Annotated in this window: 13 protein-coding genes; 4 read left to right on the top strand and 9 right to left on the bottom strand. The window is 41.3% G+C overall.

Annotated elements, in window-relative coordinates; all coding sequences use genetic code 11:
• Positions 1-74 precede the first annotated feature (74 nt).
• The 5 genes from BLR37_RS10295 to BLR37_RS10275 all read right to left on the bottom strand — a co-directional run bounded on the left by BLR37_RS10295 (position 75) and on the right by BLR37_RS10275 (position 5,244).
• The gene (locus BLR37_RS10295) at positions 75-1,241 is read right to left on the bottom strand and encodes a FecR family protein (RefSeq protein ID WP_090768131.1); all 1,167 of its coding nucleotides are present in this window, start codon (positions 1,239-1,241) and stop codon (positions 75-77) included.
• A 75-nt stretch (positions 1,242-1,316) separates the two neighbouring features.
• Positions 1,317-1,880, bottom strand: a complete 564-nt coding sequence (locus BLR37_RS10290; protein WP_039471095.1) for an RNA polymerase sigma-70 factor — start codon at positions 1,878-1,880, stop codon at positions 1,317-1,319.
• 294 nt (positions 1,881-2,174) lie between these two features.
• Complete coding sequence (locus BLR37_RS10285; RefSeq protein WP_090768128.1) at positions 2,175-2,474, bottom strand: PAAR domain-containing protein; 300 nt, start codon at positions 2,472-2,474, stop codon at positions 2,175-2,177.
• 17 nt (positions 2,475-2,491) lie between these two features.
• Positions 2,492-4,282: a type VI secretion system tip protein VgrG gene (vgrG, locus tag BLR37_RS10280; RefSeq protein ID WP_090768125.1), complete on the bottom strand. Its 1,791-nt coding sequence runs from the start codon at positions 4,280-4,282 to the stop codon at positions 2,492-2,494.
• Positions 4,283-4,392: 110 nt separating this feature from the next.
• The gene (locus BLR37_RS10275) at positions 4,393-5,244 is read right to left on the bottom strand and encodes a DUF5694 domain-containing protein (protein WP_090768122.1); all 852 of its coding nucleotides are present in this window, start codon (positions 5,242-5,244) and stop codon (positions 4,393-4,395) included.
• 416 nt (positions 5,245-5,660) lie between these two features.
• Between BLR37_RS10275 and BLR37_RS10270 the strand changes: the two genes are divergently transcribed.
• Positions 5,661-5,876: a S1 domain-containing protein gene (locus BLR37_RS10270; protein WP_090768118.1), complete on the top strand. Its 216-nt coding sequence runs from the start codon at positions 5,661-5,663 to the stop codon at positions 5,874-5,876.
• A gap of 7 nt (positions 5,877-5,883) precedes the next feature.
• Here BLR37_RS10270 and BLR37_RS10265 read toward each other — a convergent pair whose 3' ends face one another.
• Positions 5,884-8,058 carry a family 43 glycosylhydrolase gene (locus BLR37_RS10265; RefSeq protein ID WP_090768116.1) on the bottom strand — a complete coding sequence of 725 codons (2,175 nt, stop codon included), beginning with the start codon at positions 8,056-8,058 and terminating at the stop codon, positions 5,884-5,886.
• Positions 8,059-8,329: 271 nt separating this feature from the next.
• Between BLR37_RS10265 and BLR37_RS10260 the strand changes: the two genes are divergently transcribed.
• The gene (locus BLR37_RS10260; RefSeq protein WP_090768113.1) at positions 8,330-9,694 is read left to right on the top strand and encodes a DUF6055 domain-containing protein; all 1,365 of its coding nucleotides are present in this window, start codon (positions 8,330-8,332) and stop codon (positions 9,692-9,694) included.
• Positions 9,695-9,737: 43 nt separating this feature from the next.
• Here the strand turns inward: BLR37_RS10260 and BLR37_RS10255 are convergent, their stop codons facing one another.
• Both BLR37_RS10255 and BLR37_RS10250 read right to left on the bottom strand, forming a co-directional pair.
• Entirely contained in the window at positions 9,738-10,199 is a 462-nt protein-coding gene (locus tag BLR37_RS10255) for a phage tail protein (RefSeq protein ID WP_090768110.1), read from the bottom strand.
• Positions 10,200-10,224: 25 nt separating this feature from the next.
• Positions 10,225-11,802 carry a phage tail sheath family protein gene (locus BLR37_RS10250; protein WP_167356587.1) on the bottom strand — a complete coding sequence of 526 codons (1,578 nt, stop codon included), beginning with the start codon at positions 11,800-11,802 and terminating at the stop codon, positions 10,225-10,227.
• A 316-nt stretch (positions 11,803-12,118) separates the two neighbouring features.
• Between BLR37_RS10250 and BLR37_RS10245 the strand changes: the two genes are divergently transcribed.
• Both BLR37_RS10245 and BLR37_RS10240 read left to right on the top strand, forming a co-directional pair.
• Positions 12,119-15,187: a beta-L-arabinofuranosidase domain-containing protein gene (locus BLR37_RS10245; RefSeq protein ID WP_090768107.1), complete on the top strand. Its 3,069-nt coding sequence runs from the start codon at positions 12,119-12,121 to the stop codon at positions 15,185-15,187.
• 373 nt (positions 15,188-15,560) lie between these two features.
• A complete protein-coding gene (locus BLR37_RS10240) occupies positions 15,561-16,988 on the top strand; it encodes a Gfo/Idh/MocA family protein (protein ID WP_090768104.1) in 1,428 nt (475 codons plus the stop codon).
• Between the two features lie 75 nt (positions 16,989-17,063).
• On the opposite strand, the gene BLR37_RS10235 is transcribed toward BLR37_RS10240, so the two are convergent.
• A complete protein-coding gene (locus BLR37_RS10235; RefSeq protein WP_208599630.1) occupies positions 17,064-19,421 on the bottom strand; it encodes a family 20 glycosylhydrolase in 2,358 nt (785 codons plus the stop codon).
• Positions 19,422-19,425: the final 4 nt, after the last annotated feature.

Below are 19,425 nucleotides of genomic sequence, written 5' to 3'. Positions count from 1 at the left end.
GTCTGGTATTTTTTCATCTTCATTTGGTTAGTTGGTTTAATAGTTAATTGGTTTTATTGCGTTAAATGTCCATGCTAACGGGCATGATCGGATTTTGCGTAATTCATGACCGTAATCTTTTTGTCGCGAATTGTAAAATAAACTTCATGGGTCATTTCGAGCATTTTAAGTATGCCAGAAAGATTTCCCGAGCGGCTGGTTACCACGCCAAATTCGAGTTCTTTTAAAGCTGGATTGTCAAATTCTACATCTACATCATACCACCTCGATACCTTTTTCATAATTACATCCAGACGTTCTTCTTCAAACCTGAAATAGCCGTTTTTCCAGGCCATTACTGTTTCAACATCGGCTGGCTGTACTTTAACCTGGCCGCCCTTAATTACCGATTGTTCATTGGGTTGGAGCAGCACATGGTTTACATCTACACTACCCTCAAGTAAAGTAGTTACCTTTTCATCTTCATCGCCATAGGCGTTGATGTTAAAATGAGTACCATAAACCGTTACCGTTTGCTGGTTAGAAACTACGCGAAACGGGCGGGTTTTATCTTTAGCCACTTCAAAATAGCCTTCGCCGTTAAGTTCCACTTTACGTTCGCCGAGTTTTTTAAAACTTGTCGGAAATGTTAATGATGAGGCCGAATTGAGCCATATTTTTGTACCATCGGGCAGGCTTACCTGATACTGACCTCCCCTTGGTGTGCTGATGGTATTATAAGCGATTTCGGTAGTATTATTTTCAGCATCTACTACCTGATATTGTAACTGTCCATCGCTGTTTTTGGTAATAATGGCACCGTCGTGCCGGCTTTGTGCTCCAACAGCTAAATCGGATAGTGCAAGTACCTTGCCATTGGCTAAGGTAAGTATTGCTTTATTTTTTCCGGCGGGTATATCCTGCCTCTTTAACACGATCATTGCGGCTTCATCCTTTGCAAACGGGCGGATAAGCAGATAGAGCCCCGAAATAAATAAAGCGCCAATTAAAGCGGCAGCAACCAATTTCGGCCATAACTGCATTTTTTTATTTGCGCCGATTCTTTTGTTAATTTCAGCCAGCATCCGGTTACGATGTACTGATTCGTTTGCGGCAAATTCTTCGGGTATAGCGAGTTTCTGATTTTCCTCCCGATTGTACCAGGAAGCAAAGCGAATCTCCTCTTCTTGCGTAATGGTTCCATTGAGCCATTTAGAAGCGAGTGCTTTATAATCATTTTCATTGTGTTCGAGATCGTTCATCTTCAATAGGTTTATACTTACATGTACCCTATGTGTGATGAATCCCTTAGTCGGATATTAAAATATTTTATTTTTTTATAACAAAGTCGTTAAAAAATGATTCAGACCAGCTTTTAAAGTCTTAAGCGCCTTTCCGAGATGGGCTTCTACTGTTTTTTCGGCAATATTGAGGGTTGTGGCAATTTCTTTTTGGGGCATTCCGCGTTCGCGGCTCATTTTGTACACCAGCTGACATTTATCGGGCAAAACAGCAACCAGCTCGGCCAGTTTATCTTTGAGTTCGAGAAAACTTAACCAGTCTTCTGTTGATGCATCCGTCAGCATTCTACTGTCAAGGCTATCTCGGTATTTTTGTTCGTTTCTTTTTTTGTCGAGCAGTTTAATTACGCGGTATTTGATACATACGGCCAGGTAAGCATTTAACGAGCCAGTAACCTGCAATTCGGTTTTGCGCTGCCAAAGTGAAACAAAAATGCTCTGTACAATTTCTTCAGCTTCGTCTAAATCGTTTATTTTACGCGCAGCTATTTCGAACATCCTTTTCCAGTACCGGTTATAAATTTCGGTAAATGCAGTATGGTTTCCTTCCCTCAAGCAAGATAACAATTGTTCGTCGTTAAAATTTCTATAATCGCGCATAGCAATAACCTCATTAAAGGGGACGATTATCTGGTTAGCCTGTAGTTGAGCTAGCCGGATGTAATAGGTTTATTACAATTATAAAAAAATTTAATAATCAAATTCAAACAATAATTTCACGCAAACGTTTGTTCAAAGAAAATAATTTCGCAATCAAGACAAAAAACAATATTTTCAACCAAATAGGGAGTAAAAACGACTAAACCTGCAGTAGTAGCAGAAGTTTTTCGCCCCTAAATTAAGAAGCATATAAAAATCTATGCTTTAAGAATGTAAAGCAGATTTACTGCGGTTTTACCCGCCTATCATTACATTAAATGCGCCTAACACAATTGTGCCGCCGTGAGCAGTTTGATCGCCCATTCTGGCCGCTGGCATGCCGCCAATCATAACGGTTGCAGATCCTTTAATAATACTATCGGGCGGACCGACACAAACCAGCGTATCACCTACCCTGGCGGCGGGTAAACCACCAATAAGTACGGTAGGTTCGCCCGGACCTACAATGGGTCCGCCAACGTGAGGTATAGGCACTGGCCCTGGTGTGGCCATGGGACATTCATGAAAATCAGTTAATCTTGCTGCTGGTGGCATATTGCTGTTCTTTTAAATTAGTTAATCATGATCATGGCACTCTTAAGTGTCAATTCCATTCCGCTTTCTATTTTGGTAATCTCCGATCCTCCGGCAGAAAACTGCATTTCGGCCTGTTGTTTAATGTTCATGCCGCTTATGTTCACATCTCCCCCGTTGGCCTTAACAGATACACCTTGACCACCTGCTATAGTTACCATCTGATCGGCTTCGATACTGATATTTTTAGGGCTTTTGAGACTAATTCCACTTGCCGACATGGTAATATGGTTACCGTTTTCATCCTGAATGGAGATTTCTTTGTCTTTATCGTTAAAAACGATGGAATTCTGTGCGGGGGTGGCAATGGTTAATACCTTGTTTTTGTCATCAAACCTGATACTGATATTGGATTTGGAAACAAAAGCTTTAATTGCGTTTGTTTCGTCGGGGTTAAGTCCCTTTGCGGGTGTTTGTTTTGAACTGCTATACATGCTACCGAGTATTACCGGACTACGTGGATCGTCATTTAAAAAACCCAATACCACTTCATCTCCTACTTCGGGCATAAAAAATGCGCCAGCACCACTGGTAGCATAAAAATTAGCCAGCCTGGCCCAGATTCCCTGACCTTGCTGATTAAAAACAGGTACATCGACCAGAATGCGGTACTGCGATTCAGGATCATTATAGATTTGTTTCACCGTACCGTTAAATAAGCCCCTACTGGCGCTCAAAATCCCTGATTCGATGCTACTATCAGGTTTTTCGATCAACCATTCCGGAGAAAGTCCTACTGAAACCGATGTGATCCAGTTGCCATCAGCAATATGATGGGTAATGCCCGAAATAATGTAATCGCCATTAAACCTCTCGCCAAGACCACTTAAGGTAATAAACTTACCCGGATCGACTAGAGAAGTGCCTTGAAATTTGGCTTCGCCCCTGATCTTAGCAAAATCAGCCTGTAACATCCTTGCTTTTGCCCAATTGTTAAGCGCCTCGTTTTCCATCCGGGTGATAGTTTGCAACTGGTATTCGTCGGGACTGGCCACCTCTGCCAATTTACCCGATGAAATATTACCGGGACCGTTATAATGACCATTTGCTACGGCGCTATTAATATTTTGTATGCTATAATCCCAGCTATTGGCCGATACACTTTTTAGCTGGGTTAAAGCATCCATATTAGCATTAAATGACATTAATCCGTCGCCATAGCGAACTGTAATTACCGGATTGGCATTAGAATCAGGAGCTTTAACCGATACGACGCCGTTTAATGTTGTAACAATAAGCCCGTTCATTCCGGCGAGTGATACCATGAAATCCCAATCGCTTAAATTATATTGTACCTGGCTCGGCCAAACGAAACTGGTTTTGCTTACATCGGCCTTTAATGCGCTGTAATTGCCAATAAGCGTATTTATAATATCGCTATCTTTCTGCTGTAAGAAAGTATTGTTCTTTTTGCCAATCGTCATTTTTACGGCTTCATCCCTGCATTCAACCTCAAGCGCCGAACCAATAAAATCATCAATACGAATAGATTGACCAGTAATAATCCCTGAAAAGATTAAAACATTTTTACCATCATAACCTGCTTCGATGGTGATTGGGTTACCCGGTACAAAAGTGAATGATGAACTGGCATCAAATGTCCCCTGATCTGCCGAGCCATCGAGGATAGTAAGTTTTGCCACTGATATGTGGTTTACTTTTTTATCTATTTGTATGGAAAGTACCCGTAAACTATCGGGAATAAGGTTACCTGAAACTTTAACACTGAAGCTAGTTAAGCCACCTGAAAGATTTGCTGATGCTGGCATTATTAAGGGATGATTGCTTTAATTAAATGATTAAACCAAATATCAGCAAAAGAAATAAAAAAGGTATGCTTAGGGCTCAACGTATTTTCACCCTTTTTTACGGGTAGTATTTACAAAACACCATCAAGCTTCACCAGATTAAATCTTGTATCGGCCTTAATAAAATCTTCCATCATTGCGGCATGACCAGCGCCTACAATAATGACGATATTTTTATCCTGCTCGGCGGTCTGGTTCTGAATATTGGCATACATGATCAGGTTGCGTTTATACCAATTGGCCACCAAATCAGAACCAAAAAAATCAGTAGCCGGGTTTACCCTGTTCAGAAAAGAAATGTAAAGCCCTTTGTTCAGTTTATATTGTTCGGGCGAGTTAAGACCAAGCAACACATCTTCCAGCTTCGGCTTACTCAGGCAAGCATTCATAAATACTTCGAGCTCAGCAATTTTATGTTGATAATCGGCAAAAGTAAAAACACCTTTCTCCTGTAACTTAGCTTTGATTAAATCAAAACGGATAGGCACCTCATCATAATCCATGGCATAAATGCGATCATTACCTGCTTTATTCGCCAACCTAAACCCCAGCTGAAAAGTCTCGTTTTCACTATAAAATCGTTTGTAAAAAGCATTCAACGTATCAGCACGATAAAATGGTTTTCCCTTTTGATAAAGCGCGTACATGCCATTAAGCATATTGTTTTTGGCTGCATCATATTCCACAAAAACTTTATCCGGATGGTACTTTTTAATCAGTTTATCTGTAATCCGGCTTAATCCCTGCTGGTTTTCATCGCTCAAAATATTCCGGTCTTTCATTTTTCCTTCATCAAAACCCGGGTTATTAAAATGATAGACACCAATAAGCACCACATTGGTTTTGTGTTGTGAAAAACCTACAGATGAGAAGAAAAAGTATACCAACAGGTTGATCAGGAGGATATTTTTAAGCAAAGGCATTTTAGGGTATGAATTTAACGAAAGCAGACTTTATAATTTGAAACCTTGAGAAGGGATTTATTCTACTATCCTACTGAAAGCAACTATTAATTATTGTTTCAGAGGAGTTCTATATTAAAATAAATGCTACTTGCCGCGAAAATAAAACAAAGAAATAATAAATCACAATATAGTGATATTTTTTTTCTGCGATTACCACCCGATCAGTGATTGACAAAATCTGCAATAAAAAATCAGGTTCAGCATACACGCTGTTTCAGCCCATAAAATGAAAAAATAGTGAAGGAAATTTAAAGTACTGGGTAAGTATTGATTTTACGTAACAAACTTGTTATATTCACAAATTCGGAATCAGAATTGATTATCCGGATGCAAATTAATTTATTATTCATATCATACACACCATTAAACGAGCCATGAGAAAAGGTATTGTTACACACATCGATATACTGTTGGGAAAGGGTTTTATCGAAGACGAGAATCAGCAAGATATTTCTTTTCCGCTGAACTATACCCACCACTCAATTCAGACGGGCAGTATAGTTGAATTTGATATTGCCCTCGGTACTGATGGTTTGTTTGCCACTGATGTTCAATCTATTGCTTCGAATGAAGCGGTTATGACGGGTTAAGCCGGTTTTATTTTCTATTTAAAGGGTTACTTTGTTGCCACTGTTTTTTAATCTCAGCTGCACCTAACGCATAATCGTACATTTTTAAGGAGGCCATAAACCCGCTGTAATTCTCGCCTTCATCTGAAGCACCGATGATAAATTTAGCTTGCTTAATTGCCGAGCTTAATGTCATATTTTGCTGGTTATCCAACACGCCATCAACATAAATTTTTTCTACCATCCCATCAAAAGTGAGTACCAGGTAGTGCCATTGGTTGGCTTTAGGTAGTTTGTTAAATTTCATATCAAAATGATAGTCGAGGTGGCCAGCTGCACCATAACCTGCGCTGTTGTAATACATGGCATTGTAGGAGTTGGCTAAGCGAACAGCATTTCTGTTGCACCACGACATTAAACATTCGCCAGCTTTATCTACTTCAGGATTTTTAACCCAGGTTGCCACGGTGTACGAACCATTCCAGGCCAGCTGTTGCGGAACCGGTTGATCGGAGGTTAGGAAGCCCTTACCAAATTTTAGCGCCTTTACTCCCAGCTCATCAGTTTGAAGCGGAACCTCGCCAACACTTTTAAAAACGCCACCCAAAGTGCCTGTATTTTGCAGGGTAGTAACAGCTTTATTTGAAGAAACTTTTGCCACATCAAGATGGAGAAGCATTGCGTTTTTACTGCTTATTGCCGGGCCATTTACCGAGCTTTTACTTTTTACAGCAAGCGGAATATCAAAAAGTGAATCGTAAACTTTTATATTCCAAACGGCGGCATACAAGCCCTGTTTTTCGGTACCTGTTACGGTTAATTTAATATAGCGTGCTTTTGCATCATGATCATCAATCATCGGGCTGCCAGGTGTGCGGTTAGCCGACCGATCTGAAAACACCTTCCATGTTTTACCATCAATGGAGTACCGCAAAATGTATTGATAATAAAATGTAGGGAATTCAAACTGTGTAAATACCCTTTTCACCTGCTTTGCTTCGCCAAGGTCGATAGTTAAATCCTGTGGAAACCGGTTACTTGCAGCCTTCCAGAGGGTGGCATTGTTATTATCGGTTGCCAGTGCTGCCTGATAGGTATAATCAGTATTTTGCCCCACCAAATGATAAGCTGATGATGCAGTAGCAGGTTTATTTAATGCCAGGTTAACCGGTACCTTTTGTTTGGAAGGATTGATATAGCCGGTATTTTTGGGGTCGACGGTTTTAATGGTCGAGTCATTTTCAAAAACCATTTTATCGATACATACCTGCCTCGAAAGCCCGCCACGTGTCATCGGGTAATCGTGTTTGTGGTAAACGATGTAATAATCTTCGCCATCCTGTAATACGGAGTGGTGCCCCGGTCCATGTACACTTTTATCGGCATTGGTACTCAGAACCGGATTATTTGCTCCCGGAGTAAAGGGGCCATAAGGTGTATTGGCATAAGCATAGCGCACATTATAGGTTTCATCGTGGCAGGAAGCACCAGAATACATCAAAATGTACTTGTTTCCCTTTTTCATCATGTAAGCGGCCTCAAAAGGTCCGGGTGTTTGCGCTAAAGGGATATTTTTCGGCCCCTTCATATCTTTCATGCTTTGCGCATCCAGCTCGCCTACGGCATAGCCACCATTGTAATGTACCCATGTGCCCCAATAGCCATAAATTTTACCATCGGTATCGGTAAAAAACTGGGCATCCAATGAAGGAAAACCTTGTCTGGGATAGTTATGCGCTATGACAGGTTTATCATTTTCGTTGAGTTTTTTCCAGGGGCCAATGGGTGTATCTGATACGTAACCGTAAATATTACAGCCCATTTCGCAATTACCGAAATAAAGATAATAGCGGCCATTTTGCTCAACAATATCAGGCGCCCAAAAGTTAACCAATGGGATTGTAGTAAAAGAAGGCACATCCATGGTATAATTGTACCAATTCTCAAAATCTTTGCTATACCATACTGTTGGCGCGCCCGAGGCCAGCATAATATTATCGGTAGTAGAATAGATATAATAGGTATCGCCAAACTTTTTAATGGTTGGATCGGCAAAATAACCAGGCAACAACGGATTTAATTTGGTATTAACTGCATGAGGTGCCCTTTCCTGCGCCTGCGTTTTTTGCCAGCCTTTTACCAGCGCAATGACAAGTGCTATTAAAAATACAATATTTAAAAAAGGCAGGTATTTCTTCTTCATTTTACATTTAACTAAATGATTGGATGATGATCAAAGATAGATTTTAAACATACCCGTAACGTTCATAAATATTAACCTGATGTACCTTAATTTTAACTGCGAAGCCATACCCAGTTACACATCGAACAAACCAGGCTGTAGTTCTTGTTAAAATCCTGCTATCACCTGCAAAAAAACACCAATTGTGGCTTAGGTAAATCAGCTATTTTAGCATACTAATCAACAATTAACTGCTCTGGTTTTAACCCACAGTAAAACTAAATCTTTCACCATGTGTCCCATAAAAAACAATACGCTTTCCGCTCATTTTTTGTTAAGTTTCTGTTTACTGCTAAGCATATTTTTCTGTAACAGCACCTACAGTCAGACAGCTAAACAACGCTACATTCCTGCTAAAGTTTGGATGGTACCGGAAGGAAATGATTTCGACAATGCAGAGAGCGAATATAGTTACCAAAGAATGGTAGAATCGGATAACCTCGCTATTTTCTGGTCTAAAGCATTTGGCCCCGATCTATCACAAAACCCCGATCCTGCACTTCGTTTAAATATGAACGACATTTTAAAAGAATGCGATCGTTTCTATAATTTCTATGTGGATAGCCTGGCTTTTGTAAACAAAGGCAAATCGGTAACAGACCGCTACAAGCTTTTAATTTTTGTATTTAAAGGTAAAGAAGGTACGGCCTTTGGTGGTGGTGAAGAACATAAAATCGGCATCGCCTGGACACCCATTACGCGCATTAGCAAAGCACCTTTTGGTGCCCTCGCACACGAGATTGGCCATTGTTTCCAATACCTGGTTAATGCTGATGGATCGTGGGCTTTTACCTCATCTCCAAAAGGCAGTCGTGGCCAGCCCATTTTCGAAATGACCTCACAGTTTATGCTTTGGCATGTTTACCCCGAATGGATGACTTTTGAAAACTACCACCTGGAATCCTATTTAAAAAAGACGCATTATGCATTTCTACATGAAACCAATCAGTACCACTCGCCTTATGTGCTCGAATATTGGGCCAATAAACATGGTGTTAAATTTATTGGTAAGTTATGGCAGCAGGCACTAAAAGGCGAAGATGCGGTGATGGCCTACAAACGGATTACCAATACCAGCCAAACTAAATTTAATGATGAAATGCACGAGGCTGCAGCCAGATTTATAACCTGGGATTTAGACCAGGCGAAAAAAGCGGGTAAATCTTACGCCAACAAACATTTTACTGTTTTAGATTCATTGGCCAGTGGCTGGTACCAGATAAAGTCGACTAACTGTCCGCAAAATTATGGCTATAACGGCATACAATTAAAGGTTCCACAAAAAGCAAGTACCATTAAACTCGATTTTAAAGGGATAGCTGGTGCCGATGGTTTTAGAAATATAAACCTGAATGATGCAGGCTGGAGATACAGTTTTGTGGCAGTACAAAAAGACGGGAAACCTGTTTATGGAAAAATTCATACCGACCATGAAAGTTCGGTTAAATTTAATGTACCGGCGGGAACAACCTATTTATGGCTGGTGGTAAGTGGCGCACCAAGTACGCATTGGGAGCACATTACAGATGGCAAAGACGAAAATGATGAGCAATGGCCTTATAAAATCAGACTAACGGGTACAAGCCTTGCGAAATAAACAGTTTGGCAGATCAAACAGATGTTGATCTGCCAAACAATAATTAACCATTTGTAATGGTCAATTGTTCAAACGCGATTTCGAGTGACTCAACAGCAACTTCATTGCCTTCAGATTTGAGATCACTGCCGCTTACTTTGGTTGGGAAGGCATTGCTTAACTGCCACTGCATGGTAACATTACCTGTTTCATCAAGCAATTTAATTAATACCGTACATCTTTTAACCGTATTCATTTTAATCGCCGAATACCAATCCCAAAAAGTATTGTCGTTAACAAAAATGCCTTTCTTCATGGTTACATTGCCATGTTTAGTTAATCCCGGCATTTTTTCAGCAGAAAAAATCGGATTGTTGTTTTTGCGGTATTCGATAAGCTGATTTTCCACGTCCAGGCCTGATACTTCCTGAAACGAAATTCGCTGTAATGCTGAACCCAAATCTACCTCAAACCTGAATTTAGGTAGCGGCCATGTTGCACCCTCTGTGCTTCCATCATTTGCCATAATTATATATTTTAACTTTAATAAATTAACTTTTCTGCATTTGTTGTTGAAAAGTGAGTACGATAAATTCTGCCGGCCGTACTACAGCTACTTTTATAACAACATTCATAAACCCGTTCAAAATATCATCGCCTGTCATGGTAGTTCCCAATCCGCAATCTACCGAAAAAGCATCTGCAGCACTCGCCCCCTGCAGTCCTCCCTGTTTCCATAGTGAGGTTAAGAAACTGCCAATTGTAGCCTTTACTGCTTCCCAGGTATTTTTATCGTTTGGCGAAAAAACATAAGCTTGCGTAGCCAACTTGCATGATTGTTCGATCATAATCATCGTTCTTCTTACTGCGATATAACGCCAATCCTGACTATTCCCATCCAGCGTGCGTGCGCCCCAAACCAAAATACCTATACCATTAAAGAAACGGATAGCATTGATAGATTTACCCGAAACAGCATCTACATTAAGCGAAGCCTGCTGGGTATCCGATAAACGGATAGGCAAATTTACCACCCCTACAATTGAAGTATTCGCAGGAGATTGCCATACCCCTTCCTGGTTATCAACAGTGGTGATTACACCGGCCATGCCACCACTTGGAGGGAGTACATTAGCCTGCTTCAATACCTGATTAATAATACCCGTATAAAGTTTACTGGCATTTAATAAAGCATTGTTGTATTGCACTATGGTTAACGGTGCCGTACCCTGGTTTTCTATCTGCTGTAAGATTGCAGCAGAAACAGGATCAGGATTTTCTGGTGGATTGAGTATAGGCGCCAGTTGTTTAATATCGCCACCGAAAAGGTTGGTATAGTTAATATCGGCATTTTGCATAATTGTGGTACCTATAAAAGGATAATAAGCCACCCCATAACTTAAACCCTGCTGCCCCGTACCTGCCCTGAATGTTTCGATATCGACAGTATAGTTTAAAGGATCGGGATTGCGACCGCCAATCACATCGAAAATACTGATTGCAGTTTGCATTACTTCGCTCTGTGCCAGCATACTTTGCATCAGCGTAGCATTTTCAGGTACCGATAACAAAGTAGCTTCGGGACAAATGTACATGGTAGGTTCCTGCTCATTACGTAAAAGGGCAACACCATTTTGTAAATCGGTTAACGATACATTTGGGTTTACCAATGGCTGCCCAACAGCAACAGGTTGCCCTGATGGTTGGCCGTACGTACCCACTGAAACTATGTAAGCATCGCCACCTCCATTCTGATAAAACAGCATGATGCTGTTATACAGATAATAAATGGTATTGGGATCGGGTAAAACGGAATAATAAGCACCGTTAGCCGTAATATAATCCTGATTTATTGGCTTAGTATTTTGCTTAACAAGATAATATTGTGGATGGTATTGTACCGCCGGACTGGCCGGAAGGGCCGGATCGGGGTAGCCAAAAATAGCCATAAAATCGGCAAAACTGGTAATTTTAGTGGCTACATTGGTATACGATTTACCTTCGTACATGGCCTGTGGTGTATAGCCTATAAATGCCGGAACAGCTGTAGCCACCTGAACTACACTGTTCGGAAAAGCATTTTGCTCGTTAATGTAAACACCGGGAGTTTTAATATTAGATTCGATCATGATAATTTAGCAGTAATGGTTTGAATTACACTTTAACTGAAAGCTTACAAGCACGAATATCAGCAAAAAGAAAGAGAAAGGTTGCAGCCGCATGGGGCGTATTTTCACCTTATTTTGCATGGGTTCAAACAAATAACAAGTTCCCGAAGGTAAAAAACGTCTTAACTCAAACATTTGTTAATATCCTGTAGCCATTAGCTAAAAAAGAAGTATAAAAACACCGGGCTTGTTTTTAATTTTATCATCAATTTACAGGCAATCAAAACCTGCGGCAATGCTGAAGTAAGATTGTTTAATCCACCATCCTTTAATTATTATGACGAAAATATATCAGCAACTGCTCCGTTCGGTTTTATGTATCGGCCTTTTAACCACTATTACCAGTGTTAAGGCCCAAAATGGCGATCAGATATTGGATGGTGTTGGCGAAACAGCCATGAGTGCACGTTACAAATTTAACGGCGATGCAAAAGACTGGTCGCGCAATAACCTGCATGCCAAACTTTTTGGCAATGGGGCCAAATTTGTAAATGATAATCAATTCGGGCAGGTTTTATCGCTCACAGGTGAAGGAAATTCATTTATTGCACTGCCGGCAGATGTGCTCACAGATATGGAATCGATCAGCATTACCGGCTGGGTTTATTTACGATCGAACCAGCGCGGGCAACGTTTCTTTGATTTTGGACAAGATGCAAACAAACATTTTTCGGCATCACCGGCAGGCAGCAATGCGCAGGATGGTTTTCAGGCAGCTGTTTCCACAGCCAAAGGAATAAAAAACGCAGTAGCTACCCAATCCGTGCCGCTTAACCAATGGGTAAACCTGGCCATCGTGGTTGATATTCCTTCCAAATCAATCACTACCTACCTTAATGGCAAAATCGCCAGCGAAACAAAAGATATTCCACTCGATTTAACGACAGTATTCGCACAGACACAGAAAGATAAAAACCTACTTTACATTGGTAAATCGCTACTACCAACTGATCCTTACCTGAATGCCCTGATACACGATTTCAGGATTTACCGTGTTCCGCTGAGCTTCAGACAAGTTGGTTACATTTACCGTAATGCCCTTAAAAGCGGTAATGAAAGTACTGTAAACACCACGGCGAAAAAAGAAGATAACCTTCAAAAATTTTCGGCAGCTACACCGCAACTCTACAACGCATATTTAACCAAAGTTGCCGATGTAGCTGTGGTTACAACTGTTGGTAATTTACCCCGTTTACCGGCCTACATTGATGGTACTTACCGCGATGGAAAAACCGGGCCAAAAGTACGGGTGATATGGCCAGCTCCTACCGACAACAGCACTGTTTTGAAGACTGGTCAATATACGATTACCGGGCTGGTACCGGGAACAAACCTCAAAGCAAATGCTGCTGTTACGGTGAAAGAAGCAGGTAAAGCGACTTTACCAAGTTCTAAACTCGAGGCTTTTGGTTTAGATCAGGTTACCTTAAAAACCAATATCGAAGGAAAGGGCACCAGTTTTACCAAAAACCGCGATAAATTTATTGAAACACTGGCAAAAACCGACCCCAATTCGTTTCTGTATATGTTCAGGCATGCTTTTGGCCAAAAACAGCCTGAAGGTGCAAAGCCACTTGGCGTTTGGGATAGTGAAGATACCAAATTAAGGGGCCATGCAACCGGCCATTACCTTTCGGCCATTGCACAGGCCTATGCGGGTACAGGATACGATGCGGCACTTCATTCCAACTTCGCCAAAAAAATCGATTATATGGTTAATACCCTTTACGATTTATCGCAGTTATCAGGCAAACCTCAAAAAGAGAGCGGCCAATATGTAGCTGATCCTGCTGCTGTGCCCGTAGGACCGGGCAAGACTGCCTTTGATTCTGACCTGAGCGGAGCGGGAATAAGAACAGATTACTGGAACTGGGGCAAAGGATTTATCAGCGCTTACCCACCCGATCAGTTTATTATGCTGGAGCAAGGCGCGAAATATGGTGGTCAGAAAAACCAGGTTTGGGCACCTTACTACACTTTACACAAAATTTTGGCTGGCTTGATAGACATTTACCAGGTAACAGGTAATAAAAAAGCACTCGAAATTGCTACCAAAATGGGCGACTGGGTAAATGCCCGCCTGAGCAAGCTGCCACAAGAAACGCTCATTAAAATGTGGAACACCTACATTGCCGGCGAATATGGGGGCATGAACGAATCGATGGCGCATTTGTACCAGATTACCGGAAAAGCCGAATACCTTAAAACTGCCCAACTATTTGATAATGTTAAGGTATTTTTTGGCGATACCACGCATATTCATGGTCTGGCTAAAAACGTTGATATTTTCCGTGGTTTACATGCCAATCAACATATTCCGCAAATTGTGGGCAGCATCGAAATGTATCGGGCTTCTAAAAATCCCGAATACTACAATATTGCTGATAATTTCTGGCACAAAATGATTAGCGATTATATGTACAGCATCGGCGGGGTTGCCGGTGCACGGAATCCGGCAAATGCCGAATGTTTTGTGGCCCAACCGGGTACCCTATATGAAAATGGATTCTCGGAAGGTGGGCAAAACGAAACCTGTGCCACCTATAACATGCTAAAACTAACCGGAGATCTTTTTCTTTTCGATCAGCGCGCCGAGTTTATGGATTATTATGAGCGTGCTTTATACAATGATATACTGGCATCTGTAGCCGAAAATAGTCCGGCCAATACCTATCATATTCCCTTAAGGCCGGGATCGGTAAAACAATTTGGCAACGCCGACATGACTGGTTTTACCTGCTGTAACGGCACTGCGCTGGAAAGCAGCACCAAGCTCCAGAATTCTATTTATTTTAAAGCTAAGGACGATAAAGCACTCTATGTAAACCTGTTTATCCCTTCTGTTTTAGACTGGACTACCCGCAAAATAAAAATAACGCAAACTACGGATTTCCCCAAGGCTGACAATAGTCGCTTAACGATCCAGGGCAGTGGTAAATTCGATGTGAATGTGCGGGTACCGGGTTGGGCTAACAAAGGCTTTTTTGTTAGAATAAACGGCATAGCACAAAAAGTTGATGCCAAACCAGGCACTTACCTCACTTTAAGCCGAAGCTGGAAAGATGGCGATGTGATTGAATTGAAAATGCCATTCACCTTTCACCTCGATCCGGTAATGGACCAGCAGAACGTTGCCAGCTTATTTTACGGCCCGGTGTTGCTTGCAGCCCAGGAGCCTGAAGCCAGAAAAGACTGGCGCAAAGTTACACTTGATGCTGCCGACATCAGTAAATCCATAAAAGGAGATCCTGCAACACTGAATTTCACTATTGATGGCGTTAACTTTAAACCATTTTATGATACCTATGGCAGGCACTCAGTTTATCTGGATGTTACGTTAAAGTAGTTCATTGGTCATTGGTTTATTGGTCAATAGTCCATGGTCGATAGCCTAATCCAACTGAAAACTGATTATTGGTTTATTAGTTAATAGTCCATGGTCGATAGCCTAAACTGTAAACTGATAACCGCAAACTGATTATTGTTTATTGGTTAATAGTCCAATCCAACTGCAAACTGAAAATTGCAAACTGATAAATGATAACTGATAATTTACCAAAATTGTTACACTCCATCCAGATTGCGAAAAAATATAATTTACATCGATTGAAATTAAAATATCGCTTCGTTATAAACGATTTTAATAAGTCCCGCCCGGTTTGCCTGTATTAACTTTAATTGTGTTTTTGCTATCTTCAACGCTATAACCAACATATAACATGAGCGATAGTAATTATTCCAGAAGAAAGTTTTTAACCCAAGCCTTACTGGCCTCAGCCGCTGTGGCAGCGCCGGGCTTCTTATTTGCAAAAGGGCAACCTATCCCCCGTTTTGCGGCAGGAGAAAAGGTTAACCTGGCCTGTATTGGCATTGGTAACCGTGGTGGCGATATTATCCGCGAGCTTTATAATACCGGATTGGCCAATATTGTTGCATTATGCGATGTAGATATGGAAGCACCGCACACCTTGCCTATTCTTAAAATGTTTCCAAATGTGCCTCGTTTTAAAGATTTCAGACAGATGTTTGATAAAATGGGCAACCAGATCGACGCTGTTTCTATAGGTACACCAGACTTTTCACATTTCCCGATTACCATGATGGCCATAGGCCTGGGTAAACACGTATACGTTGAAAAACCAATGGCTCGCACTTTTAACGAGGTTGAACTGATGATGAAGGCTGCGAAGAAAAACCGTAAAGTGGTTACCCAAATGGGTAATCAGGGACATTCGGAAGCCAATTATTTCCAATATAAAGCATGGGTTGATGCTGGCATTATTAAAGATGTTACCGCCATTACCGCACACATGAATTCGCCACGGCGCTGGCATGGCTGGAACCCAAAAATCACGTCGTTCCCACCAGCAGAAACACCTCCATCGACACTCGACTGGAATATATGGCAAATGCAAACGCAAGGCCATGATTATAACAAAGATTTTGTAAATGGCCAGTGGCGGTGCTGGTTCGATTTTGGTATGGGCGCATTGGGCGACTGGGGAGCACATATTCTCGATACTTCGCACCAGTTCCTTGATTTAGGGCTGCCTTACGAAGTAGATCCTGTGAAACTCGACGGACACAATAATTTCTTTTATCCGATGTCTTCAACCCTATCGTTCAAGTTCCCTAAGCGCGGCAGCATGCCACCTGTCGAAATTAAATGGTATGATGGTATCGATAACCTTCCTCCAATACCTGCAGGTTATGGCGTACAAGGATTAGACCCAAACATCCCGCCACCAAGCAATGGTGCAGCTACCTCTGCCAAGCTAAACCCGGGAAAAATTATCTACAGCAAAGATTTAACTTTTAAAGGTGGTTCACATGGCAGTACCCTGTCTATCATCCCCGAAGAAAAGGCTAAAGAAATGGCTTCGCGTTTACCGTTTGTGCCACCAAGTCCGTCAAATCACTTTGCCAATTTCTTAAAAGCTTGTAAAGGTGAAGAGAAAACGCGTTCACCTTTCGAAATTGCAGGTCCTTTAAGTCAGGTGTTTTGCCTGGGTGTATTGGCCCAATGGACAGGCGAGAAAATTGTTTTCGATCGAAAAAAGAAAATTATTACCAGCAGTAAAAATGCAAACGATTTATTAATTGGTCCTCCACCACGCCAGGGATGGGAACAATATTATAAAGTATAACTTTCAAATACGAAAAACACAAAAGCCTTTAAACCGCAAGATTTAAAGGCTTTTTATTTGGTTTAGCGAATTAACTTATAAACCCGCTATTGCCGATTCATTTAATCGTTTATTGTAAACCTTGAGATCAGATACCAATCCGTAGCCGCCTTTATTGGTATCGCCTACCTGCTTTAAAGGAAATACCAGCGTTTGCATCCGGTTCATTTTATCTTTGGTATTGGTAAAACTGATTTTTTTACCTTCCATTTTTTGAACCAGCTTTCCGTCTACATAAATCCAGGTACCTTTTTCATTACCGGTGATTACAATTTTATAAGCTTTGCCAGCTTCAAAGTTAAAATCGAAAACATCGGTATAATTCTCGCGGCTAAAACCCAGTTTTAAACCATCTTGTTTAAGCAAATACACATTTGCATTATCTGATTTAAACAGGGTAACACTATCAACACTTGCAGTTGGTGCCTGCAAGGTAAAGGCAACGCTATACGGATAGCCAATTTCATATAAAGGCAAAGCAATAGATCTGGCTTGTTTTCTAACCAGTCGATCTTGGTAAACCAGCGAATCGGCCCCAACGGCAGGAACTATAGCCCGCATGTTCAATCCCGGTCCTTCGCCTACATGTGTAGCATTTTGTGTAAAATTATCCCAGTTAGATTGATTGGTTTTACCAGTCCACATTTTCTCTGCCAGCACCTGCATTGCCGGAAAGGTTCTTTGGTGCACATCTTTCATGGTAATTCCGTTTCCTACATGGTCATTCCATACAGCAAACATACCGCCTCTGATTTTAGGATGTCCCATCGGAAAGACTACGTTGCCAATCTGATTGGGTTCCCAGCTATTATAAAGCCGTTTAACATTCAGAAAATCATAGTAATAACCGGCAGCGGGCACAATATAGAGCCATCCATCAGGCGTACTGATCTGATCGTAACCCAAACGCACCATTTCTTTAGGTTCTGCATAACCATTGTACCAGGCATTCATAGTTACATCATCGGCAGTTACCGGCGTTGTGCCCTGAGCATGGGTTAATGCGCCCCAAAGTCGTACCCTTTTACCAAAGCCTTTTACATACCTGATATAATGATCGGTAAATGCCCTGAAACTTTCAGCTTCCTTTTTGGCATATTCGTCGGTACCGATGTGTACTTCAGCGCCCACAAATACAGGATCTTTTCCGCCAATATATTCTTTAAAAACATTATCGATCACATCGTAAGTTTTCGGATTACTGATATCTAAATGATCCATTCCATAAGCCTTACTTCCAATTTCAGGGAACACTTTGGTAAAAGCCAGTGCATGCGCAGGCACATCAATTTCCGGGATAATGCGTATACCATACAGTTGTGCGGTTTTTTGCAATTCCTTAAAATCAGCTTTGGTATAATAGCCATCTTTAGAAGTTAGTGCGGGGTAAGTAGTACTTTCGAGCCTGAATGCTGAATAGGTTTTGCTCCAGTCATCGCCAAAAAACTGCTTAAATCCATTATCATTCAAGTGAATATGAAAATCGCCCATTTTATAATAAGCCATCATTTTCACATAGTGTTTCAGGAAATCGAGCGTAAAAAACTTACGGCCTACATCGAGCACAAAACCCCTTACTTCGTATTTAGGGTAATCGTGCGTAACACCTTTAACAATCTGGTTATGTGCGGGATCTTGCTCCAGCAATTGCAAAATGGTTCGGGTAGCCCAAAAAGCACCTTTGTAATATGGGGCGTTAATTTGAATCGTTTGATCGATATTAAGCGTATAACCTTCTTCTCCAAGATTTTGCTCCGCCGCATTAATATGGAGCACAATATCACCTGCTTTAGCTTTTCCTGCACCTATATTTAAAGTTTTGTAGCCGGTTAATTGTTTCAAATCTTTCAGTAAAATTTCTGCTGCCGGCGTTAAAAGTTTTTTAGCTTTCGGATCAACAATGATTCTGCTGTTTGCCAGCAATTTGAAATGACCACTTCCACCTTTCCACTCCCGCAAAGTAGGAATAACAAAGGGCTGTGCATTTTCGCCGGTCTGGGGGCGGTATTTCCCGGGCACTTTAACAGTTTGCTGAAATTCGTAAGCACGGTTATTTTCGGTGTTCCTTAGCCTCAATACCAACTCAACTTCGCAATCGGTTAAGGGCTCATAAACTTTTCCTTTTACATCTATTACCGTTTTTCTGCTCGATCCATAGAGTGAAAGTGTATAGCCAGAAGCCGGTTTAGGCAGCACCAGCTGACGGGTGCCAGGCGCCAGCTGACCAGGAATAGACAGAGCTGAAATAACAGTTTTAAATGCTGTAGAATCGGCAGCTGTTAGTTTTTGTTCTTCCTGGGCATATACGCTATTGCCCATGAATAGTGCACAAAGCAGCGCTCCGGTTATCTTTACGGCGCTGATTTGCTTGTTTAAACTTGTTTTTAATTTCATAAAT

This window comes from Pedobacter soli, assembly GCF_900101435.1.
GTDB classification, from domain to species: domain Bacteria; phylum Bacteroidota; class Bacteroidia; order Sphingobacteriales; family Sphingobacteriaceae; genus Pedobacter; species Pedobacter soli.
The sequence above is the reverse complement of the archived record's forward strand: the minus strand, read 5'-3'. Positions and strand labels throughout refer to the sequence as shown.